21 protein-coding genes, 5 tRNA genes and 1 pseudogene are annotated in these 20,859 nt (G+C 27.5%); 11 read left to right on the top strand and 16 right to left on the bottom strand.

The window, feature by feature from the left end; all coding sequences use genetic code 11:
• Window positions 1-23 precede the first annotated feature (23 nt).
• From AVBRAN12637_RS02640 to AVBRAN12637_RS02630, 3 genes are read right to left on the bottom strand one after another with little or no spacing between them, the layout of a single operon-like run.
• Complete coding sequence (locus AVBRAN12637_RS02640; protein WP_336615256.1) at window positions 24-2,687, bottom strand: EAL domain-containing protein; 2,664 nt, start codon at window positions 2,685-2,687, stop codon at window positions 24-26.
• On the bottom strand, window positions 2,684-3,547 hold the full coding sequence (locus AVBRAN12637_RS02635) for a cytochrome-c peroxidase (RefSeq protein ID WP_336615255.1): 864 nt from the start codon (window positions 3,545-3,547) through the stop codon (window positions 2,684-2,686). Before AVBRAN12637_RS02635 ends, AVBRAN12637_RS02640 begins: the two co-directional genes overlap by 4 nt.
• The gene (locus AVBRAN12637_RS02630) at window positions 3,540-3,896 is read right to left on the bottom strand and encodes a transcriptional repressor (protein ID WP_214116307.1); all 357 of its coding nucleotides are present in this window, start codon (window positions 3,894-3,896) and stop codon (window positions 3,540-3,542) included. Before AVBRAN12637_RS02630 ends, AVBRAN12637_RS02635 begins: the two co-directional genes overlap by 8 nt.
• A gap of 121 nt (window positions 3,897-4,017) precedes the next feature.
• Here AVBRAN12637_RS02630 and AVBRAN12637_RS02625 point away from each other — a divergent pair, with 121 nt between their 5' ends.
• The 4 genes from AVBRAN12637_RS02625 to AVBRAN12637_RS02610 are packed head-to-tail and all read left to right on the top strand — an operon-like array spanning window position 4,018 to window position 8,206.
• Entirely contained in the window at window positions 4,018-5,451 is a 1,434-nt protein-coding gene (locus AVBRAN12637_RS02625; protein ID WP_336615254.1) for a metal ABC transporter solute-binding protein, Zn/Mn family, read from the top strand.
• The gene (locus AVBRAN12637_RS02620) at window positions 5,414-6,697 is read left to right on the top strand and encodes a hypothetical protein (RefSeq protein WP_336615253.1); all 1,284 of its coding nucleotides are present in this window, start codon (window positions 5,414-5,416) and stop codon (window positions 6,695-6,697) included. The genes AVBRAN12637_RS02625 and AVBRAN12637_RS02620 overlap by 38 nt, the downstream gene beginning before the upstream one ends.
• Window positions 6,694-7,419 (top strand): metal ABC transporter ATP-binding protein, encoded by a 726-nt coding sequence (locus AVBRAN12637_RS02615; RefSeq protein WP_214116301.1) that lies wholly within the window; start codon window positions 6,694-6,696, stop codon window positions 7,417-7,419. The genes AVBRAN12637_RS02620 and AVBRAN12637_RS02615 overlap by 4 nt, the downstream gene beginning before the upstream one ends.
• Window positions 7,400-8,206: a metal ABC transporter permease gene (locus tag AVBRAN12637_RS02610; RefSeq protein WP_442862426.1), complete on the top strand. Its 807-nt coding sequence runs from the start codon at window positions 7,400-7,402 to the stop codon at window positions 8,204-8,206. Before AVBRAN12637_RS02615 ends, AVBRAN12637_RS02610 begins: the two co-directional genes overlap by 20 nt.
• Window positions 8,207-8,239: 33 nt before the next feature.
• On the opposite strand, the gene AVBRAN12637_RS02605 is transcribed toward AVBRAN12637_RS02610, so the two are convergent.
• The gene (locus tag AVBRAN12637_RS02605; protein ID WP_336615252.1) at window positions 8,240-9,055 is read right to left on the bottom strand and encodes a mechanosensitive ion channel family protein; all 816 of its coding nucleotides are present in this window, start codon (window positions 9,053-9,055) and stop codon (window positions 8,240-8,242) included.
• A gap of 95 nt (window positions 9,056-9,150) precedes the next feature.
• Between AVBRAN12637_RS02605 and AVBRAN12637_RS02600 the strand changes: the two genes are divergently transcribed.
• A complete protein-coding gene (locus AVBRAN12637_RS02600) occupies window positions 9,151-9,726 on the top strand; it encodes a DJ-1 family glyoxalase III (RefSeq protein WP_214119649.1) in 576 nt (191 codons plus the stop codon).
• A 126-nt stretch (window positions 9,727-9,852) separates the two neighbouring features.
• Here AVBRAN12637_RS02600 and AVBRAN12637_RS02595 read toward each other — a convergent pair.
• From AVBRAN12637_RS02595 to AVBRAN12637_RS02575, 5 genes are all read right to left on the bottom strand, one after another.
• Window positions 9,853-9,940: transfer RNA gene (locus AVBRAN12637_RS02595), tRNA-Ser, on the bottom strand.
• 46 nt (window positions 9,941-9,986) lie between these two features.
• Window positions 9,987-10,060 (bottom strand) — tRNA-Cys (locus AVBRAN12637_RS02590).
• A gap of 3 nt (window positions 10,061-10,063) precedes the next feature.
• Window positions 10,064-10,151 (bottom strand) — tRNA-Leu (locus tag AVBRAN12637_RS02585).
• A gap of 16 nt (window positions 10,152-10,167) precedes the next feature.
• Window positions 10,168-10,242, bottom strand: a tRNA-Gly gene (locus tag AVBRAN12637_RS02580).
• A gap of 63 nt (window positions 10,243-10,305) precedes the next feature.
• Window positions 10,306-11,202, bottom strand: coding sequence for a GGDEF domain-containing protein (locus AVBRAN12637_RS02575; protein WP_214116278.1), 897 nt, complete (start codon window positions 11,200-11,202; stop codon window positions 10,306-10,308).
• 200 nt (window positions 11,203-11,402) lie between these two features.
• Here AVBRAN12637_RS02575 and fliQ point away from each other — a divergent pair, with 200 nt between their 5' ends.
• Both fliQ and AVBRAN12637_RS02565 read left to right on the top strand, forming a co-directional pair.
• Window positions 11,403-11,669, top strand: a complete 267-nt coding sequence (fliQ, locus tag AVBRAN12637_RS02570) for a flagellar biosynthesis protein FliQ (RefSeq protein ID WP_214116269.1) — start codon at window positions 11,403-11,405, stop codon at window positions 11,667-11,669.
• A complete protein-coding gene (locus AVBRAN12637_RS02565) occupies window positions 11,666-12,088 on the top strand; it encodes a Sua5 YciO YrdC YwlC family protein (RefSeq protein ID WP_214150053.1) in 423 nt (140 codons plus the stop codon). Before fliQ ends, AVBRAN12637_RS02565 begins: the two co-directional genes overlap by 4 nt.
• 1 nt (window position 12,089) lies before the next feature.
• Here AVBRAN12637_RS02565 and AVBRAN12637_RS02560 read toward each other — a convergent pair whose 3' ends face one another.
• The 6 genes from AVBRAN12637_RS02560 to AVBRAN12637_RS02535 are packed head-to-tail and all read right to left on the bottom strand — an operon-like array spanning window position 12,090 to window position 15,751.
• Complete coding sequence (locus AVBRAN12637_RS02560; RefSeq protein WP_214116266.1) at window positions 12,090-12,917, bottom strand: GHMP family kinase ATP-binding protein; 828 nt, start codon at window positions 12,915-12,917, stop codon at window positions 12,090-12,092.
• A complete protein-coding gene (gene csrA, locus AVBRAN12637_RS02555) occupies window positions 12,917-13,159 on the bottom strand; it encodes a carbon storage regulator CsrA (RefSeq protein WP_214116264.1) in 243 nt (80 codons plus the stop codon). Before csrA ends, AVBRAN12637_RS02560 begins: the two co-directional genes overlap by 1 nt.
• Window positions 13,153-13,950: a tRNA pseudouridine(55) synthase TruB gene (gene truB, locus AVBRAN12637_RS02550; protein WP_336615251.1), complete on the bottom strand. Its 798-nt coding sequence runs from the start codon at window positions 13,948-13,950 to the stop codon at window positions 13,153-13,155. The genes csrA and truB overlap by 7 nt, the downstream gene beginning before the upstream one ends.
• A complete protein-coding gene (locus tag AVBRAN12637_RS02545) occupies window positions 13,950-14,348 on the bottom strand; it encodes an META domain-containing protein (protein WP_336606976.1) in 399 nt (132 codons plus the stop codon). Before AVBRAN12637_RS02545 ends, truB begins: the two co-directional genes overlap by 1 nt.
• Window positions 14,345-14,902, bottom strand: coding sequence for a TlpA family protein disulfide reductase (locus AVBRAN12637_RS02540; protein WP_214119653.1), 558 nt, complete (start codon window positions 14,900-14,902; stop codon window positions 14,345-14,347). The genes AVBRAN12637_RS02545 and AVBRAN12637_RS02540 overlap by 4 nt, the downstream gene beginning before the upstream one ends.
• Before the next feature lie 9 nt (window positions 14,903-14,911).
• Window positions 14,912-15,751 carry a hypothetical protein gene (locus tag AVBRAN12637_RS02535; RefSeq protein WP_336606977.1) on the bottom strand — a complete coding sequence of 280 codons (840 nt, stop codon included), beginning with the start codon at window positions 15,749-15,751 and terminating at the stop codon, window positions 14,912-14,914.
• A gap of 75 nt (window positions 15,752-15,826) precedes the next feature.
• On the opposite strand from AVBRAN12637_RS02535, the pseudogene AVBRAN12637_RS09785 reads away from it, so the two are divergent.
• Together AVBRAN12637_RS09785 and AVBRAN12637_RS09780 are read left to right on the top strand one after the other, a co-directional pair.
• Window positions 15,827-16,600: pseudogene (locus AVBRAN12637_RS09785) on the top strand (nitrate- and nitrite sensing domain-containing protein); the annotation flags it as partial.
• A 99-nt stretch (window positions 16,601-16,699) separates the two neighbouring features.
• Window positions 16,700-17,773 carry a methyl-accepting chemotaxis protein gene (locus AVBRAN12637_RS09780; protein ID WP_442862428.1) on the top strand — a complete coding sequence of 358 codons (1,074 nt, stop codon included), beginning with the start codon at window positions 16,700-16,702 and terminating at the stop codon, window positions 17,771-17,773.
• A 39-nt stretch (window positions 17,774-17,812) separates the two neighbouring features.
• Here AVBRAN12637_RS09780 and AVBRAN12637_RS02525 read toward each other — a convergent pair whose 3' ends face one another.
• Window positions 17,813-20,002: a molybdopterin-dependent oxidoreductase gene (locus tag AVBRAN12637_RS02525; protein WP_336615249.1), complete on the bottom strand. Its 2,190-nt coding sequence runs from the start codon at window positions 20,000-20,002 to the stop codon at window positions 17,813-17,815.
• Window positions 20,003-20,066: 64 nt separating this feature from the next.
• Here AVBRAN12637_RS02525 and AVBRAN12637_RS02520 point away from each other — a divergent pair, with 64 nt between their 5' ends.
• Both AVBRAN12637_RS02520 and AVBRAN12637_RS02515 read left to right on the top strand, forming a co-directional pair.
• Entirely contained in the window at window positions 20,067-20,615 is a 549-nt protein-coding gene (locus tag AVBRAN12637_RS02520) for a biotin transporter BioY (RefSeq protein ID WP_336606980.1), read from the top strand.
• Between the two features lie 148 nt (window positions 20,616-20,763).
• Window positions 20,764-20,838 (top strand) — tRNA-Asn (locus AVBRAN12637_RS02515).
• The last annotated feature ends 21 nt before the right edge of the window (window positions 20,839-20,859 follow it).

The following is a 20,859-nucleotide window of genomic DNA, read 5'->3' as shown; positions in this document are numbered from 1 at the left end:
TTTTCAAATTCCTATTTTAAATTCTAAATAAAAATATTATGTGGTTCTTCAGGTTTGCTTAGCTCATACCCTTGAGCTTTTTCTATTCCATAATCTTGAACTATTTTTAAAATTTCTTGATTTTTTACAAACTCAGCCACAACTTCATAACCTTGCTTATGAGCAAATCCTACTAGAGTTTCAAGAACGGTTCTAGCATTATTATCAATTACTAAACTTTCAATGATTGAGCCATCAATTTTTAAATAATCAAACTTAATTTTTAATAATCTATAAAAGTTTGAATATCCACTACCAAAATCATCTATTGCTATCTTACAACCCCTAAACGAAATTGATTTTAAGAAATTTGATAAATCATCGTATTTATCAATACTTTCGCTTTCTAATATCTCAACACATAAAGCTTCTGGGCGAGAGCATTTTTCTAATCTACCTTCAAACACATCTCTAGTTTCTTTATTGATAATATCAGAGTTAGCTAGGTTTATACTAAAATTCGCATTAGGATATTGCTCTATCAAATCAAAAACCTTATTAATTACTACTTCTTGAATATCTTTATAAAGACCCACTTTTCTTGCTACATCTAAGAAAAGTCCCGGTGATACTATATTATTATGTTCATCTCTTAACCTAACTAACACTTCATAATAAGAAACTTCTTTTGTGATAGAATTATGCACACCCTGACAAACCACAAATATTTTATCATTTTCTAAAGCATATCTTATCTGACCTACTACTCTTTGTTGCTCTGCGTGTTGTTTTTCTATACTTAAACCTTCTTTATAAACACAATAAGGCTCTTTTGTTTTAATAGTCTCATAACTTGCAAGGATTGCTTGTGCAAGTCTATTAATAATCTCTTGATTTGACTTTCTAATATCACGCTCACTTGAAATTCCAATATTTAATTCTAAGTCTTTAAGTTCCATACCAGAATTTATTTTTAACTCAAATTTATTTTTTTTACCCCTTGTAGAGTTGATTGTTTGAGTTTTAAAATGATTTTGTATCAAATCAGCTGCTGCCATAGCTTCTTCGTGGTTTTTATAAACTATACAAAACTCGTCTAGTTGCAAATGATAAATACTGGTGCTTTTTAATACCTCATCGTTATTTTTCACATTTAAAGCATTTTTTAAAGAATTTGCAAAAATCTTTATAATTTCATCAATCATAATAGTTGAATAATTCAGCCTTAAATCATTGAAATTATCAATTTTTAAATATAAGAAAATATTATTTTTATTAGCTTTATCGTCTTTTAATTCCCTATCTTGTAAAGCTTGTAAAGATAATAAACCTGTTAAGCTATCTGTATCTAATTTCTTTTGCATATTATCAAGCTTAGTTTTATAATCTTTAATTTGTAAGATTTTTTTAGTTACATCAACTTTATTAATCAGCTCAATATTATCACCTAAATTTTTTCTAAACACAGAGAAAAATCTAGTTTCTTTTCTACTTGTAATATCATTTTCATTATAAGCTTGGATTTTACTATGACTTTCTTGAATTAAAGTTCCATAATCAAACCCCTTAGCACTATCACTTAAATCAATAATCCCATCTAACGAATCATAAAAATTCACAGCTTGTGCTTTTCTTATGCTTTCACTTTGTTCGGTTGGTGCATGGACATTAAATGTAAAAGTATCATTTACATATTCAGCATATAAATTCTTTTTATTTTTTGTATTAATTAAAACTTGTTGAATTGGAGAATTTAAAAATGCTTTATATAAAATATTTAAAGCATTTGTTAAATCAGAGCTATATTTAAAAATAATAAAAGTAGTAAATATTAATAAAACTGCAAAAATTGCACCAACTAATACTAATTGGTCATTTGTTTTTTCTAAGTGTTCAATTTTCGTTAGAATTTGTAATTTTAATTGAGTTAAAATATTTTCAAAATCTGTAAAATTCTTAATCTCATTCTTTTCTTCGTGCAATTGCTTCACATCACTTAATAATTTTCTACTTAAAATTAAATATGTTTTTTCATCATCAATAGTTGCAACTTTATCTTCTAAAAGATCTATATATTCTTTATCTTTATCTAATTTGGTTTTTGCATAATTTTGTTTTAGTTCAATTAATTGTGTTTTATAATCAATAATTTGTTTTGTATTATTTTCTATTAATGAGTCTAAAAACTCAATATATCCTTTTATTGAACTCACGCTAATTTTAGTAGCAAATATATACTCTAAAACATTTTGTTTTACATCAACCAATTTTGACTGAGAGTAAAGCACATTAAAGCTTTTAAAATCACTTCCACTAGTTCCTAATAAACTATTAAAATCTTTTATATATTGCTTTAATTGTTCTATACTTTTTTTAATTTTTTCTTCTTCAGCCATACTCAACTGATTATTGTTTTTAAGAATTTGAATTAATTCACTAGTTTTAATATCAATTTCGCTTAATTTTTTACCACTACTTTCAAAATTTGCATAAATACTTGGTCTTTCTATATTTAGCATTAATTCTTGATTATCTAACATAATTTCGTGTATATGATTGTTTATATCGTAATTAATATCTATTTGATGAAGTTTGGTAAAAAATATACCAGTACAAACAAATATACCAATCATCATAGCAGCAATAAATATTTGTAAAATTTTTTGAACGAATGTTTTTATTTCTATGTTTTTATATTCTCTATTCATCTTTCTTCCAAAATCTTAGGTCTTTTTCCTTCAAGGGTTTTTAAAAATTCTATTATATCATCAACATCTTTATCTGGCATAACTATTCCTAGCTGACAAGCAGCCATAGACCTAACAATATCTTCTAAATTTTTAAAAGCTCCTTTATAAGTATATGGTTGAGTTATTGTAATATTTCTTAAAGTAGGCACTTTTACTTTACCATCTTCTAATTTACAGCCTTCTGAAAAGCTAGTATTTATATCAGCAATTATATTACTTCCAAAATTACTACCATTATGACACGACGAGCAGCCATAAAAATTAAATAATTTAAGTCCTCTTTTAGCATTATCACTTATAGCATTTTTATCTCCTTTTAAATACAAATCAAAAGGAGCATCAAGAGTTATTAAGGCTTTTTCAAATTCTACCAAAACACTTACTAAATTATCATAATTAGCGGCTAATCCTATTTCATTAAACCATCTTTGATATGTTACATTTAACTTAACCCAATCATCAAACTCATCAGGAGTAATATTCATATCATCTCTTAATGTTCTTTTAATTTGTTCTTTTAAATCGGTAATATTTGCGTCTTTAAAAAATAAATTAGAATATACAATATTTAAAATTGTTGGTGGATTTGTCAAATTATCAGAATTTATACCAGAATTATTTGTCCCACTACCAGTAAGATTTAAATTATGACAGGTATTGCAAGATACTTTATTAGGACTTAAATTTACATCAAAATATAATCTTTTACCAACGGCAGCTAATTTTTTATCATAAGGTATGCTAGTTAAAGGTTTATATATATTCTCATCTGCAAAAGCAAAAACAATAAATACAATTAAAAATATAATCTTATTCATCATTGTCCTTGCATTCCTCACAAACTCCTTTTACCAAGACAGAATTAACTTTTAAATTATTAATTGTTGGAAACTCCAAATCTTTAGTATGATGACAAATATCACACACAAAAAGTGCATTATTACCTTTATTTATTTGATAATAACCCTTGCCATCTAAATCAATTTTATTTACCAATTTAGACTTTTGAAACTGCTCCATCGTCCTATAAAATGTAGTTTTATTTGCCTTAGTTTTAAATTCATCAAAACTCATAGGCTCTTTAGCAGCTAAAAGCTCATCTAATAATAAAATTCTAAGTTCTGTAATACCGATATCGTGCTTTTTTAATAATTTTACTGAATTCATCTCGTAAATAATAGCAAAAAAAATTAAAATTTAAACCTAATTTATTTTTTGCAACTAAGTTGCATTTAAGCAACAATTTACTACACTTGCAACTTTAAAACATTTATGAAAAGGAATTGCAATGAAAAAGATATTATTAAGTTCATTAGCTAGCGTGTATTTATTAGCTAATAATGTAGGAGTTAGCATATTACCACAAGTTGAAATTGTTAAAAAACTATTACCAAATGCAAATATTACAACTCTTATGCCAGCAGGAGCTGACCCGCATACTTACGAGCCAAAACCAAAGCAAATGATGGAGCTTAGTAAGGCTAAAGTATTTTTAGGTATCGGGGTTGAAATTGAAGATATATGGCTTAAAAGACTTGCCGAAAATACCAATATAAAAATAATTCACACTGATGAAAATATTCAAAAAAATAATTATTCTCATAAAGAATTAAACGAGCACCATCACGAACATAATGATGATGTATATAATGGGATTTTTAATGATAATGATGTAAAAAATAGAGATTTAAGTGATTGGATTGGTAATTGGAAATCAATTTATCCTTACGCTAAAAATGGGGATTTAGATGAATATTACAAATTAAAATCAAATGCAAAAAAAGATAAAACTGAGCAAGAATATAAAGAATATTATCTAAATGGCTATAAAACCGATGTAGAAAACATAATCATTACAAAAGATAGTATGGAATTTATACAAAATGGTATAAGTAAAAAATCAAATTATAAATATATTGGATACAAAATATTAACCTATGAATCAGGTAAAAAAGGTGTTAGATATTTATTTGAAGCTACCAATAAAGATGCAGAATTTAAATATGTGCAATTTAGCGACCACAATATCGCTCCTACAGAAGATTTAGAACATTTTCATATATTTTTTGGCAACTCTAGTCAAGAAGAATTGCTAAAAGAAATGGATAATTGGCCAACTTATTATCCTAAAAATATGAGCGTAAAAGATATTAAAAAAGACTTAATTCACCACATAGGCTCAAATCATAAAGAAGAGCACCATCACCACGAGCATCAACACGAGCATTCAGGCTTAGATGTGCATATTTGGACTGACCCTATTTTATTAAAACAAATTGCACAAAATTCAGCTAATGCTTTAAAAGAAGCTTTTCCTAATGAAAGCAAAACAATTGATGAAAATCTAAAAAATTATGAAAAAGAATTAGATGAATTAAACTTAAAAATATATGATTTAACGAAAAATGTGAATGTAAAAGGTTTTATAAGTGCTCATCCATCGTGGGGATATTTTGCTAAAAGATATAATCTTGTTGAATATACTTTAGAATTTGAAGGTAAAGAAATAAAACCTAGTGAATTAGCAAAAATCATAGAAATTGCAAAAGATAAAAAAGCTTGCCTTGTTTTAAAAGCACCGCAATTTAATGATAAATTGGCAAAAACCATTCACAAGGAAAGTGGATTAAAATTAGTAGAAATTAATCAACTTTCTAATGAATTATCTAAGGAGCTTTTAAACTTTGCGAAAATTATTAACGATAATTGTTCTAAACATTAATATATACGCTTGTGCTTTATGTGCTTTATATACGCCAACTGCTCATGTTAGCTTTAAAGGAAATTCCATTTCATGGGAATTTTCTTCTAATTTTTCACAAACACTATTAGACGGCTATGATTTAAATAATGACAAGAATTTAGATGAAAAAGAATTAGTAGCCGTTCGTGCTGCTTTGCTTGATTATTTACTACCTAGAGATTTTTTAACTACTTTAAAATATTATGATTTGCCATTCGGAGAAAGCAAAAAAATCAAATTTATTGTTAAAGATATTAAAGTAAGTTTTGATAAGGAGCTTTTTTTAGAATACTTTATAGATTATGATTTTATCCCTAAAATTGATAGAGTTTTAATGTTTTCGGTAGAGGATTTAGATGGGTTTTTTAATTTTAAAATAAAAGAAAATACCTATAAAATAGATGGTTTTAGCATTAATGAAAACATTAATCTAAATGCAGTTTATTATGAATTTCAAAAAGCAAATGTAATAGAAAAAATAGCTCAAAAAGTAGATGAAAAAGTAGAAAAATCAAAAGAATTTGAAACCAACACTTCAAAATCATTTTATGATATTTTATTAGAAAAATTAGCAAAATTACAGAGCAAAATGCTTGAATTATTAAAAGACAATAGCATATATTTATATCCTATCGCACTAATTTATGGCTTTTTTCACGCTTTATTACCAAGTCACGGAAAAAGCATAACCGCAGCTTATTTTATGAACTCTAAGAAAAAAATATTATTTTTTAGTCTAAAAGTAGGTTTTATTCACTTAGTAAATGCCTTTATAATTGCTAGTTTTTTCTCTTTATTTAATCTTTTAAATCTTAATAAAATTTCAGGATTTTTAATAAGTTTCTTAGCACTTATTTTGCTTTATTTAAAGCTAAAAAAACCACAAATTTCACAAATTACAAAAACACCAAATAATATAAAAAGCTTTAGTGTGGCTAATGAGAATAGAATTTTAAATGTAGTAAATAAAGAAAAAGTTCTTGATAATTTTTTAGCATTTAGCATAGGTTTATTACCTTGTCCTGGACTTATTTTAGTAATTGGCTTTATAAGTAGCTTAGGTGCTAGAGCTTTTATAGCGGCTTTATTAATCGCATTAGGTATGAGTTTGGCTATATTTTTAAGCGCATTTATAATAACAAGATTTAAATTTAACTCAAAAATAGAGATTTTAAGCCTTGTATTTGTAATATGCATTGGATTATTTATAGGATTTTTTGGATGATTGAAGTAAAAAATGTAAGCTTTTCTTACGATACGGAAGAGATTTTAAGCAATATTAGTTTTAATGTAGAAAAAAATGAATTCGTAGGAATTATAGGAGCAAACGGCGGTGGCAAAAGCACAACTTTAAAGCTTTTATTGGGTTTGTTAAAACCAAGTAAAGGCGAAATTATTATAAACACAAATAAATTAAGTTATGTCCCGCAAGTTGCTAATATAAATCCTAGTTTTCCTATCAATGTTTTAGATGTAGTTTTGATGGGAACTTTAAAAAGAAATTCATTCTTTTTTAATTCAAAACAAGATAAATTAAATGCACTTTTAGCACTTGAAAAATTGGGCTTAAAAGATTATGCAAATAAAAGATTTGCAAGTTTAAGTGGCGGGCAAAAGCAAAGAGTTTTAATAGCTAGAGCAATACTTAGTGGCTGTGAATTATTATTACTTGATGAGCCTACTGCTAGTATTGATGCAAAAGGACAAATAGAAGTGTTTGAATTATTAAAAAGCCTTAATAATCAAGGAATTAGCATAATTTGTGTTTGCCACGATATAGCTTTAATTTCTTCGTATGCAAATAAATTAATTCATATTAGCAAGACCGCACATTTACACAAAATCACAAAAGGTCTTGATAGCAACAAATTATTACACTTAGCAACGCATAAAAATAATTTATGCGAAGTTGATATATGGGAAAATTATGGAATATCTAAATTATAATTTTATTCAAAATGCAATTTTAGCAGCGGTTTTAGTAAGCATTGCTTGTGGGATTATAGGAGCGCTTGTTCTTACAAATCGCCTTGTAGCAATGGTAGGTGGTATTTCTCACGCAGCTTATGGTGGGCTTGGGATTTCGCTTTATTTTGGAGTTAGCACTATGCTTAGCACTTTAGCCTTTGTTATTGCTTGTGCTGTTTTGATTGCATATTTATCAAGAAATTACAAAAATCAAGATGCTGTAATTGGTGTAGTATGGGCTTTTGGAATGAGTGTTGGGATATTGCTTAGCGATTTAAGTCCTAATTCAAATTCCATAGTTTTTAGCTATTTATTTGGAGCTATTTTGGCAGTTGAATTAAGTGATATTTATATTATGTTAAGTGCTGATATAGCTTTTATCATAATGGCTTTTGTGTTTTATAGACAATTAATAGGAGTTAGCGTTGATAGTGAGTTTTGCAAGGCAAATGGTGTTAATGCAAATCTAATTTATTATATGCTAATAATTGCATCTGCTGTTTGTATAGTGATTAGTTTAAGAGTAGTTGGAATGGTTTTAATACTAGCTTTGCTTTGTATTCCTAGCTATATTTCTTCTATGTTTTGCACCAAGCTCTCATCTATGATGATTATTTCTGTATTATTATCACTATTTTTTTGCTTAGGTGGATTAATTTTAAGTATTGCTTATGAATTAAGTAGTGGAGCTTGTATAATTTTACTTGCTTGTTTTTGCTTTATGATTGCTTATGTTTTAAGTTTTATTGTAAAAAAAAGAATTTGAAATAAGATAAAAATCTCATTTCAAATTCTAAAATTATTTTATAAATATCTTTGCAAGTGCTTCATTTACCTGCATTGAAGCTTTTTCGTAATTTTCATTTTTTACCCATAGTTGAATTGCTATTTCTATATTAGCATCATTTACATTTTTAACCCCTACATAAATTGCTGGATTTTTTAAAATTAATTCATTTTGACCCAATGCTGTTTCAACTTCTTTTCTAACATCACATAAGGTTGATGGGTCAATTACTTTAGAATAATCAATTCTTCTTGTTTTTTCACGAGAATAATTATAAATATTATCGCTTATAACTTTTGAGTTTGGAACTATTATATTTGTATTATCGTATGTTCTAAGCGTAACTGAAAACAAACATATATCAGATACAAATCCTTCTCCTGCACCAAATTTTACATAATCACCTATTTTAAAAGGTCTAAACACTACAACCAAAACACCCGCAGCTATATTTGATAAAGTTTCTTTAAACGCAAAAGATATAGCAAAAGATGTAGCTGTAAATAAAGCAACGAATGAAGTCGTATCAACACCAACATTATTAAGTGCTGCTAGAATTCCAACAACTAAAATTATAATTTTTACAAGCTTAACTAAGAAATTGGTTAAAGTCTCATCTGTGCTAATTTTAATTAAAGTAACTCTTAAAATTTTTCCTACAACTTTCATTAAAAATAATGCTAAAACAATAATAAGAATTGAACCTAAAATCTTAAAACCATATTTTAAGAAAAATCCTTCAAAATCAAAACCTGCACTTTGCAAATCAATTAGTTTATTCAGAGTTTCTGTGGTTGTGACTTTTACATCTTGAATTGTTGTATCCATCAATATCCTTTTTAAAAAATTTGAAAATGAATATTAACAATTAATTACTTAATTTTAATTAATATTATTCTCTAATCTAATTAAAAGGAGTAAAAATGAAAAATATTTTAGTGCCTATGGCAAATGGAGCTGAAGATATTGAATTAATTAGCATTATTGATATTCTTCTAAGAGCGAAAAATTATGGAGCTAATATAAATGTAATTTGTGCTAGTTTAGATGATAATTTAGAAGTTACACTAGATACTGGTATGGTTTTAAAAGCTAAGGTAAAACTAAGCGAAGTTGATACTAAAAACATTGATGCAATTGCATTAGCAGGTGGTTTTGGTGGTATGACAAACCTTAAAAATAGTGAAAAAATCAAATCAATTTTGCAAGATTTAAATTCTCAAAACAAATTAATAGCAGCAATTTGTGCTTCTCCAATAGTTTTAGCAAATGCTGGGGTTTTAAGTGATGAATTTACTTGCTATCCAGGTTGTGAAGAAGGAATTAAAGGAACAAGATTAAATGAGCCTGTAGTAGTTCGTAAAAATATAATCACAAGTGCTGGACCTATCACTTCATCTTATTTTGCACTTACAATAGTAAAAGAAATGGGATTTTTAGACCAATTTAATGGAATGCTTGATGGTTTGTTAATAAATCAATTCGGAATTAAATTCTAATTAAAATATATTGAGTGTTTTTCAACACTCAATTAAAATATTTTCTTCTAACAAAGGAGCTAAAAAAGCTAGAACAAAATACTTTTTTAAAAAAATATAAAATGAAAAAGATTGTTAAAAATGAAGTGGCCGGGAGAAAGGGATTCGAACCCCTGGAGGCTTGCACCTCAACGGTTTTCAAGACCGCCGCTTTCGACCACTCAGCCATCTCCCGAAAAATTATCAAACAAGCGATAAAAGATTTTTTGCAAAAGCCTTATTGGAGGTGATACTCGGATTTGAACCGAGGATCAAGGCTTTGCAGGCCCATGCCTTACCGCTTGGCTATATCACCTTATGGTGCCCAGAGCCGGACTTGAACCGGCACGGTAAAAACTACCGAGGGATTTTAAGTCCCTTGCGTCTACCATTTCCGCCATCTGGGCAAAATATGTAAAATAATGGAGCGGGAAACGAGGTTCGAACTCGCGACCCCAACCTTGGCAAGGTTGTGCTCTACCACTGAGCTATTCCCGCACTTATGAAATAAAGACAGAATTATATATTTTTTTTCTTAAATTAAACTTAATTATAAAAAAATTATGAAACTTGTATATTTACACAATTTTTGCCGCTTTTTTTACCAAAATATAATTCTTGATCGGCAATTTTAAAATAATGCTCAAAACTATCTTTACAAGGATTTTTAATAAAAATACCACCAATTGTTATAGTTGGTTTTATGTTATATTTTTTCAATTCTTGTTTTGAAACTGAATTTTTTACTACATTCATATAGTATTCTGCTTCTTGATTGTTTTTTACATTTAATTTCACTACAAATTCTTCGCCACCCCATCTAGAAACAACGCCTTTAAGCCCTAACATTTCATACTGAATTGCTGATGCTACACTTTTTAAAACTATATCGCCTATATCATGACCATAAGTATCATTAATTCTTTTGAAATTATCTATATCACAAATTGCTATTAAAAGTGATTCATCTTTATTGAAGTTAGGAATTATCTTTTCTTCAAAGTATTTTCTATTAAAAAGACCTGTTAGAAAATCTCTATAAACCAAATAAGTTAAGTCGGATAATTTTTTATTTGAAGTAACCGTTGCAAGACCACCATAAATTAACATAAAAACAGAGCTTGAAAATGTATTGATATAGAAAAACAAATCTTGACTATTACTATATTCACCTACTAAATAATGTCTAAAATAATATAAACCATATATGCTAAAAAGCAAAAATAAACTTACTGATATTCTATAAAGCCACTTGCTAAAAAATGTAAATTGCAAGAAAAATAAGCACATCATAATAGTGCTAAATCCACTTTCAAACCCCAAATAATAAGAACCCATAATTTGGTGTAAAAATATTTCGGCAAATGCTACAAAAAACGCTGCTGTTATTTTGTCTTTTAAATAAAAGCAAATTGCTACAAAATAACTCGTTATTGAGTAAATATTAAAAATAGCCATAGGAAAAATACCATTAATTAAAAACAAAAAACAATAAACACAATGTGTAATAAATATAGAAACAAGTAGCCAAAGGTTTATGTCTATTTCTTTTAATAATTTAATAAAATCGTTTCTAATGGGTATTCCTTGTTTTTTAATAATAAATAGTTAAGTAATTTTGCCTAAAATTGTTTAACACTTTGATGATAAGGATTAATATGGAAAGCACTTTAGTTGCACTTGGGGTATCAACTTTTAAAATAGCACTTTTATTATCACTTCCGATGCTCTTAGCTGGACTTATTGCAGGACTTTTAATAAGTATATTTCAAGCAACAACCCAAATTAACGAAATGACTTTAAGTTTTGTGCCAAAAATCATTTTAGTCGTAGTAATTATTATATTTTTAATGCCTTGGATGATGAATCAAATGATAGATTTTACAACTATGATATTAAATAAAATTCCAAGTTTTGTTAAATGATTTATCTAGCACAAACCGATACTACAGCTGGATTTTTAAGTAAAGATTATAAAGAAATTAATTTAGCTAAAAAAAGAGAAATCAATAAACCTTGCATAATCACAAGCACATATCTAACTAGCCTTAAAAACATTGCAAGAGTTCCAAATAAATTTAAAAATCAAGTAAGAAAGGCTAAAAAAACAACCTTTATATATAAAAACCAAATATCATTTAGGCTAGTAAATGATAATAAACATAGTTTATTTTTAAAGAATTTTAAATATTTATACTCAAGTAGTGCAAATTTGCACGGGTATGAATTTGATATAAATTATGCAAAAAATATAGCTAATGTAATTGTGGATTTGGATTTAGCTCAAAAAAGTTCATCAAAAATGTTTAAAATAAACAATTCTAAGCTAAAACAAATTAGATAAATTATGATTTAAGTTTAAAAAAACTACCCCCACTACCACTTAAAAATAAGCCCTTATTAGCATAGTCTAAAGTGATAGAATATAAAGCATTGCAAGGTTTTAGCAAATCATTTAATTCATAATTTGTAAAATTATTTAAAAGCTCTTTTGTCTTTAATTTACTCAATTCGTCATTTTCATAATATTTTGGCTCTTTTGCAAATTCGCTAAAAACATCTTTTGTGCTACAAGGTGTGCTAAATTCTAATGAAAAATCGCATAAATCATCGCTAAAATCATCAATTATCTCACCATATCCACTAACATTAGCACTCTTTAGCCCACTTTCAAAAAAGCTCACATCAGCCCCACTAAGCCTAGCAATTGCTTTAGTATCAAAAGGCTTTATATCATTTAATAGTTTTATAAAACAAGCAGCATTAGAACTAGCACCGCCAAGTCCTGCAAAAGTAGGGATATTTTTGTGTAAAACTAAAGCGAAATTATTTTGAAATTCTTGTTTTAAATTCTCATCAATCAAACTTAAAACTTTTGAAAAAATATCGCTTTTAGAATAAAAATTACTTACTAAATTATCATTTATCAAATAAAACTTATCCATCAATTCATCTTGTTTAAACTCATTTTCGTAAGTAATTCCATTGATTTTTAATAAAGAATTTGAATTAGGAATTAAAGTTTTATCTAAATTCCTAGCTTCGCTTTTAGGTATAAAATAAAGCTCATCATATAAATTATCAATCCTATAAAATCTTGAAATTAATTGATGATAATTATCCTTTTTGCCTGTGATTTTTAAAAAGATATTAATCTTTGCAAAAGCTTTCATTATTTATCTTTTTTATACATTGAAAGTGAGCTTACTAAACTATCTAACAATTCACTTGAAGATGCAGCTGATTGGATATTTTCATCTTTTATAGAATCTACTAATTCATCTCTTAAAATTAAAGTTTGTTTAGGAGCTTCTATACCGATTTTTACCGAATCGCCCTTTATTTCAAAAATCTTAATTTTAATCCCACCATCAATAACTATTCCTTCACCTGCATTTCTTGATACTACTAACATTTTTCCACCTTATTTAAAATATATTCTATTTTTTCATCTAATCTAATAATGCTAAAACAATCTCCTAAATCTATTTTATAAATTTTGTAATCTTGTTTTTTAAAATCATTTAAGCTTAATTTTTTGCCTAATAGCAAGTCGTTTATATCGCCTAAATAAAAATTTTCTTCTAAATCAACACTTCCAAAAGCATCATAATTTTTAAATTCTTTAAAGCCGCCTTCACTAAGTCTTCTTAAAGCACTTAAAGTCCCTTTTACACCTAATTCATCGCAAATTAGCTTGGCGTATGAACGAACATAAGTGCCTTTGCTAGCACTTAATCTAAAACTAATAAAAGGGAAATTATAATGCAAAAACTCAGCTCTCACACTCATTACACACTCATTTAGCTCAACCTTTTCGCCATTTCTAGCTAACTCATATGCTCTTTTGCCATTGATTTTTTTAGCACAAAATATAGGCGGAGTGTAAGTTATATCTCCTTGATACTTAGCAAAAGCTTGCATAATTTGCTCTAAACTAGGCTCTTTAACACTACAAAAGCTTATGTTTTCATTATCTAAGCTAGGACTAATTGCACCAAGCCAAATCGTTGCTTCATAGACTTTTGGCTCAAGATTTAAAAAGCGAAATAATTTTGCGTGTTTTTTATCAGCACAGAGTAATGCCCCACTAGCAAATGGGTCAAGTGTGCCTGAATATCCTAGTTTTAGCCCTAATTTTTTACCTAATTTTAAAGAGTAAGAATTAGAGCTAATATTAATTGGTTTGTTTGCTAGAAAAATCATTATTCAAAAATAATTTTTACTTTATCGTTTTCTAAGCCATTTTCTATTATTTGCATACTTGTAAGACTACTAGCAACTGCGTTTTCTACTTCCATTACTTGATTAGGACACATCATTTTTGTGCTTGCTGGATTTTCATAATAAATATTATTATTTTCTTGTTTTATAGCACTAAAAATTCTATTGCAACCTACAAACATTCCTAATTTATTATCTTCAATTATTAAAGACCAATTACTAGAATTGCTATATTCTTTATTTGTGTCTTTAACTATAATTTTTGATATTTTATATTCTTTATTTTCTAATTTTTTCACTTCTTTTGCTACCTCAACATTGTTAGTATTCGCACAGCCAAAAAAAGCTAATACGCTTAATAATATTAAAGATTTTTTCATTTATTTTCCTTTGCTTTATTTATACTTTCTCTTAATAATCCTTCATCAGCTTTACCTAAAATAAAATACTCATTGCCTAGTTTTTGATACTTACCATCTTTTAACATTACTTTAAAAGGTAATTGAACCTGAGTGTTATATTTTATATCATCGGTTATTGCTTCTACTATCAAATCTGCTCTTTTATCATTTGTTAAAAAATAATACGCATTATAGTTCTTTGCAAATTCTTTTAATTTTTCATTATCAGCTTCTTCTGCATAAGATAATCCAACAAACACTAAATCATCTAAATGCTTTGATTGTATATCAAAAAGCATTGGAGCTTCGGCTCTACAAGGCTGACAAAAAGTCCCAAATATATCAATAATTAAAATTTTATTGCTATCAACCAAACTAAAGCCATTTTCTTCTCTTTTGATTTTTATTTCTTGATTATCCCAACTTTTTAAAGTTAATATATCTCCAGTTTTAATACTTGTAGTTTTAGCTTCATCGTTGCAAGCACTAAAAAATAAAGCAATAAAACTAGCAACAAATAATAATTTTTTCATACCCACTCCTTAAAAACTTCTAATAAATACACTATGCATAGGTTTTCCATCTTTATCAAGTTTGTAATACTTAAATGCAATCTTGGTTCCTATGTTTAATGGTTTATTTATTTCGTTAATATTAAAACCACTGCCTATAGTAATAGTTGTAAGTTCGTTATTATTTAATTTTTCATCAGTAAATTTAGTAAGGGCTCTTAAAGCGTTAATCTTTTTCCATTGGCATTCATAATTAATTAGCTTACCTTCATTGTTTAAATTAGTTTTTGATATAACGCAATTATCTTTATAAAACTTTCTAATTTGCACTATTTTATCTTGTCTTGGAACATCATAATCAGTATTCTTTTTGTGTAAATACACACCTTCTGATTCTTTTAAAATAACTTCGTTAAAAAAATCTATAAACTCATCTTCGCTATTAAATTCATTTTGAACTACAAATGTAATATTTTTATTAGGATGCTCTTTTAAATAATCTCTTAAATAATTTAACCTATCTTTTAAATCTCCCTTTTGATTAGGGACATCAACCACATAAAACTTAGCACATTTAAGCTTATTTAACATAACATCATTAAAGGTATCATAATAATCAGTCCCACAAAATAAAAGACCTTTTATCTCAAAAGGTGGGAAATCCTTTGTAAATTCTTTACTAATTTCATAAGTTTGATTGTGATTATTATATAACTTTTTACCATCCCAATTAGCACCCATACCATCAAGATATTCACTCACATAATAATCTCTTACATCAATACTTTTTAATTCATCAAAATCACTACCCTTAAATGAATTACCAAGTAAAGTTGAAAAAAACATACAAAAAATTAAAAAAAATTTCATCCGTTCTCCTAAAATTTATATAATTCTTTAAAAAACTTTAAAATAAAAATCTAAATCTATTAATTAAGGGGACTTATGATTTCTAAAATATCTATTTCTAAAAAACTTTTATTGCTTACAAGCACATTTTTAATTATATTATTAATTTATAATATTTTGCTAATTAAAAAGAGTTATGAAACATATAATTCTTCAATAATTGCTCAAGATAGCGTAAAAATCATATCAACAAATAGTGAAATAATTCATTTATTACAAGTAGAGCGTGGTCTTAGCGTAGGATTTTTAGCTGGTGCTAATAAGCAAGCACTAATAGAACATAGAAATAAATTTGTTTTAAATAATGAATTAAAAAATGAAGTTGATAATCTAAGAAATATGGTTGATAATAAGGCCAATAGAGCTATAGTGTTACAAAATTATACCAATTTAATAAATCAACAAATCAAAAAAGTAAAAGATATTTCTCAAAGTCTTGATGAAAGCTATGCTAGTTTAAGCGATGCTCTTAATTTAGTATCTACTACTAAAGAAAGATATGGATTATTAAGAGGGACTTTAAACGGAGTATTTAATGCAAATACTATGGATATTAATACTTTTTCAAACATTAGTTACCTAAATACAAGTATTTCTGGAAAATTAAAAGAATTAAAAGAATTAAAAATTAATTTTATAGATGAATATTTAAAAAATCTTTCAAATCTTGAAAGTTATAAAAAACTTCAAGAATTTATATCAACTACTATGAATAATAATATAAATGGTAATTTTAATATAAATGCAAATGAATTTTTCCAAGTAGCTACTAATGTGATAGAAGATTATAAAAAATTAGAAAACGAAATAACAAATCAAATTCTAAATAAAGCAAATATAAATAAGTCTGAAGCTCAACAAGAAATAATTATTCAAATAATAATAGCCTTATTAGCACAAATTTTAAATATGTTTTTAGCTTATGTAATATCTAAAAATATCATTAAAAACCTTACTTTAATCAATACTGGTCTTAATAGTTTTTTTGATTTTTTAAGATATAAAAGCAATGATGTAGATAAAATAATCACAAACAACAAAGACGAATTTGGCAAAATGGCTATGCAAATAAATGCAACCGTATTAGAACTAAAGCAAAATTATGAAAAAGACCAAACCTGTATAAATGAAATTACAAATATTACAAATTCTATTAAACAAGGTAGTTTAAACAATGAAATAACCAGCGAACCTTACAATCCAAAAATAAAAGAATTAAAAGAAATTCTAAAAGAAATGTTGCAAACTCTAAAACTAAAAATAGGAAAAGATATTAACCAAATTGATGAGCTATTAAAAGAATACTCAAATATGAATTTCAAAAATAATATAAAAAACCCAATAGGAGAAATAGAAAATAGCCTAAATACCTTGCAACAAGAAATTAAAAATATGCTTTATTCTCAAGAAAATATAAGCAATACTTTAAAATCAAATTCTAATAATTTAAAAGAAAATATGAAGCTTTTATTAAATGGTAGCAAAAAGGCTAAAAACAACCTTGAAGAAAGTGCAGTAGCAATCAATCAAATGTCAAGCTCAATGACTGCAGTAGCTCAAAAAAGCCAAGAAATCATTCAACAAAGCGATAGCATAAAAAGCGTTATTGATGTTATTAGAGGCATTGCAGAAGATACAAATTTATTAGCCTTAAATGCTGCTATTGAAGCAGCGCGTGCAGGTGAGCATGGGCGTGGATTTAGCGTGGTTGCAAGTGAAGTTGGCAAATTAGCTAATAACACTAGCTCATCATTAAATCAAGTAGAAGCTAATGTAAAATTATTAGTCCAACAAATTCACGATATTGGTATGAGTATAGATGAGCAAACTCAAGCAATTAATCTAATCAATACAACCATAAGCGAAATTGATGAGCTAAGTAAAGAAAATGATAATATTGCAAATGATACAAATAAAGCTGCAAATAGCGTAGATAGTCTAGCTAGCAATATTTTAGATGATTTAAACAAAAAAGAATTTTAATTATCCTAGTTTTTAGGATAATTAAAATAAGAATTTAAATTATGAATTCTTAATAATTTTCGGAGCTTTAAAGCAGTCTTTCTCCCAGTTTTTAATGCCATTAAATTTTTCTATATCTACTTTACAAGTGTGAGCTGTGTTGCTATTTGATACCGCTGAACTTGGGCTTGAACTTGTTAGCACATTTACATTTCCATTTAGGCACCTTTTACCATCAATTTGCCACCAAGCACCTTGAAAAATCAAAATATTGTTAGGATTAATATCACAAATTATTCTAGCCCCCACTAAAATCTCACCCCTATCATTAAAAACTCTTACAATATCTCCTTGCTTAATGCCCTTTTTAATAGCTAAATCTTTATGCAAATAAACAGGCTCTAAATCATTTTCACTATCTCTTATATCGCTATTATGTAGTTGTGAATGAAGTCTATAAGGACTATGTGCAGAAGTTAAAAATAAAGGATATTCGCTTAAAAGCTCATCTTTTTGCTCGTATTTTGCGATATTATTTTTTATACTTAAATTAATATTTTTTATGTTTTTAAATCTTGTAAAAGGCTCTAATTCGCTTAAGCCCTGCACTTTTTCATAAGATTTTTCTAAAAACTCATCAAACTCACTTAAAATTATTCCTTTTTTAAAATATCTTTCTTTAATATCTAAATAAGCCAATTTTACTAGGTCTAATTCATCTAAATCACGGCAAAATTCATAAGATTTATTAAATCTTTTTGCTATTTCTTTACATATTTCAAAATCACTTTTTGAGTTATAAAAAGGCTCTTTTATAGGTTTTAGTGCAAAAATTATTTCTTTATTCGTGCTTTGCTCTATATCATAACGCTCCCCTTCAATAGCAATAGGCAAAACAATATCGCTCATCTTAGCTTGAGCCGTCCAAAAAGGCTCAAGTGTGATAATGCACTCAAGATTATTTAAAGCCTTTAAACTCTCATTGCTATTTGGCTGATGGGTAAGATATGAGCCACAAGCATTTATCATTAATTTTATATCAGGATAGATGATTTCTTCATCTTTATAAGTGCTTTTTGTATTAGGCTTTAATAAGCACTCACTAAGCCTTGAGCTTGGGATATAATGATTTTTGCCTTTTATTTCGCCTAAAAGTGCATTTATATCGCTTAATTTTTCTGTATTTTTTGCACTCTCACCCTTGCAACCACTGCTTAAATTAAACTCAATCCCTAAACCATCTTTGCCTATATGTCCGCACATAGCAGCTAAGCAAATTATTGCTAAGTAGTTAAATTCTCCGTTTAATTGTCTTTGAATTGACCTACCTAATAAAATATTACTAGGATTATTTTTAAGCTTTAAGGCTAGATTTTCTAAATCAGTTTTGCTAATACCACAAATCTTACTAGCCCATTCTAAGTCCTTATTTACCCCGTCGTTTATGCCTAGAAAATAGTCTTTAAATGTATCAAATCCTGTGGTTTTACTCTCTATAAATTCTTTATCATAAAGCTTGTTAGTATAAAGATAATTGCACATTCCAATAGCCATTGCCATATCAGAATTTGAATTAGGAGTTAGAGTTGTTGCATTCATCATTTTTGCACTCTCATTAGCTCTAATATCTATAAAAATTACTTCAATATCTTTATTTTCAGCCATTTGTTTTAGATATTTTTCGTGTTCGTGCATAGGAATATCGTGAGCAATTTTACTTGTAATAATAGGATTAGCTCCCCAAAACACCACTACTTTAGCGTGTTTGATTATTTCTTTATAATCAGTTGCTCTTTCATAAACACAAGATGAGCCAAAAACATAAGGCATACTAGCTATTGCAGAGCCGGTTGAATAATCTCCTAACTCAAAGACCCCGCCACCAAGAGCATTGATAAGTCTATGAATTAGCATTCTACCCCAGCCGATTTTACCTACCCCACCCCATTCGTAACTTTCAGCATAAATACTGCTAGAGCCGTATTTTTCATAATATTTTTTAAGATTATTTGCAATTAATTCAAAGGCTTTATCCCAAGAAATCTCTATAAACTCATCATTTAATCTATCCTTAGAACCATCTAAAAATCCACGTCTAACGCAAGGATTTTTAATTCTTGAACTATGATTTATTCTGCTTGTGTAATGATTAATCAAATCAGTCGGGGCTTCATCGTAAATAAAAGGCGTTATTTTATTATCTTCTAAATAAAACGCCCCTACTCTAGTGGCTATTAAATGTTTTTTCATAATTCTTCCTTTATAAATATTGTTTTAGTATATAATCATTTTTTAATTTTACAAAGGAGGGATTATGTTAGCAGCTTTAAAAAGTTTTTACTTAAAGAAAAATACTGCAAGCAATACAGCTAAAGTATTACTAGCAAGTATTTTAATAGCATTTGCTGCTAATTTAAAAATAAGCATAGACATCATACCCTTTACCATGCAAACTATGGTGGTTTTAACTATATCTTATGCTTTAGGCTCAAGACTAGCTTTATTTAGTTTGATTTTATGGTTTTTAGAAGGTTTGTGTGGCTTTCCTGTATTTGCTAGCGGTGGTGGTTTGCACGCAATTTTAAGCCCTAGTGGTGGGTATATTTTTGGTTTGATTGCTATGGGTTATATTATGGGAAAAGCTAAAGACCATGATATAAACAATGTCTTTGCGTTAAGTTTATATGCTCTAGTAGCTACTGCAGTGCTTTATATTTGTGGCTTATTTATTTTAAGCTTTTATGTTCCTAAGGATAAAATACTTAGTATAGGGTTATATCCTTTCATAGTAACTGATATTGCAAAAGCATTTTGTGCTGCATTGCTTATAAATCCTGCTTATAAACTATTTAAAAACTTATAATTTATAAGTGCTTTTAAGTCAATAAATCATTTTGACTAAAAGCATTTTTTATTAAATTTCACATTTTTTTATATTTTTTTCAAAAAACTCTTGACAAACAAAATTTTCTTGGCTATTATTACACTTTTACTTAACGATTACTACTTATTCCGGATTAGCTCAGCGGTAGAGTAGGCGGCTGTTAACCGCTTGGTCGTAGGTTCGAATCCTACATCCGGAGCCACTTTTTTATTTCCTTTAATTT

The sequence above is a fragment of the Campylobacter sp. RM12637 genome (assembly GCF_020137645.1).
In the GTDB taxonomy this organism is placed as follows: Bacteria; Campylobacterota; Campylobacteria; order Campylobacterales; family Campylobacteraceae; genus Campylobacter_E.
Note: the sequence above shows the minus strand (reverse complement) of the source record. Positions and strands in the feature narration are given on the sequence as shown.

What these genes read in the sequence shown, in the direction of transcription:
- AVBRAN12637_RS02615 (WP_214116301.1), top strand. Translation starts at nt 6,694, where the DNA reads ATGATTGAAGTAAAAAATGTAAGCTTTTCTTACGATACGGAAGAGATT.
- AVBRAN12637_RS09780 (WP_442862428.1), top strand. Translation starts at nt 16,700, where the DNA reads ATGTTTTTAGCTTATGTAATATCTAAAAATATCATTAAAAACCTTACT.
- AVBRAN12637_RS02560 (WP_214116266.1), bottom strand. Translation starts at nt 12,917, where the DNA reads ATGAAAGCTTTTGCAAAGATTAATATCTTTTTAAAAATCACAGGCAAA.
- AVBRAN12637_RS02600 (WP_214119649.1), top strand. Translation starts at nt 9,151, where the DNA reads ATGAAAAATATTTTAGTGCCTATGGCAAATGGAGCTGAAGATATTGAA.
- AVBRAN12637_RS02630 (WP_214116307.1), bottom strand. Translation starts at nt 3,896, where the DNA reads ATGAATTCAGTAAAATTATTAAAAAAGCACGATATCGGTATTACAGAA.
- AVBRAN12637_RS02610 (WP_442862426.1), top strand. Translation starts at nt 7,400, where the DNA reads ATGGAATATCTAAATTATAATTTTATTCAAAATGCAATTTTAGCAGCG.
- AVBRAN12637_RS02625 (WP_336615254.1), top strand. Translation starts at nt 4,018, where the DNA reads ATGAAAAAGATATTATTAAGTTCATTAGCTAGCGTGTATTTATTAGCT.
- AVBRAN12637_RS02640 (WP_336615256.1), bottom strand. Translation starts at nt 2,687, where the DNA reads ATGAATAGAGAATATAAAAACATAGAAATAAAAACATTCGTTCAAAAA.
- truB (WP_336615251.1), bottom strand. Translation starts at nt 13,950, where the DNA reads ATGATTTTTCTAGCAAACAAACCAATTAATATTAGCTCTAATTCTTAC.
- AVBRAN12637_RS02540 (WP_214119653.1), bottom strand. Translation starts at nt 14,902, where the DNA reads ATGAAAAAATTATTATTTGTTGCTAGTTTTATTGCTTTATTTTTTAGT.
- fliQ (WP_214116269.1), top strand. Translation starts at nt 11,403, where the DNA reads ATGGAAAGCACTTTAGTTGCACTTGGGGTATCAACTTTTAAAATAGCA.
- AVBRAN12637_RS02575 (WP_214116278.1), bottom strand. Translation starts at nt 11,202, where the DNA reads ATGGCTATTTTTAATATTTACTCAATAACGAGTTATTTTGTAGCAATT.
- AVBRAN12637_RS02565 (WP_214150053.1), top strand. Translation starts at nt 11,666, where the DNA reads ATGATTTATCTAGCACAAACCGATACTACAGCTGGATTTTTAAGTAAA.
- csrA (WP_214116264.1), bottom strand. Translation starts at nt 13,159, where the DNA reads ATGTTAGTAGTATCAAGAAATGCAGGTGAAGGAATAGTTATTGATGGT.
- AVBRAN12637_RS02635 (WP_336615255.1), bottom strand. Translation starts at nt 3,547, where the DNA reads ATGAATAAGATTATATTTTTAATTGTATTTATTGTTTTTGCTTTTGCA.
- AVBRAN12637_RS02605 (WP_336615252.1), bottom strand. Translation starts at nt 9,055, where the DNA reads ATGGATACAACAATTCAAGATGTAAAAGTCACAACCACAGAAACTCTG.
- AVBRAN12637_RS02545 (WP_336606976.1), bottom strand. Translation starts at nt 14,348, where the DNA reads ATGAAAAAATCTTTAATATTATTAAGCGTATTAGCTTTTTTTGGCTGT.
- AVBRAN12637_RS02520 (WP_336606980.1), top strand. Translation starts at nt 20,067, where the DNA reads ATGTTAGCAGCTTTAAAAAGTTTTTACTTAAAGAAAAATACTGCAAGC.
- AVBRAN12637_RS02535 (WP_336606977.1), bottom strand. Translation starts at nt 15,751, where the DNA reads ATGAAATTTTTTTTAATTTTTTGTATGTTTTTTTCAACTTTACTTGGT.
- AVBRAN12637_RS02525 (WP_336615249.1), bottom strand. Translation starts at nt 20,002, where the DNA reads ATGAAAAAACATTTAATAGCCACTAGAGTAGGGGCGTTTTATTTAGAA.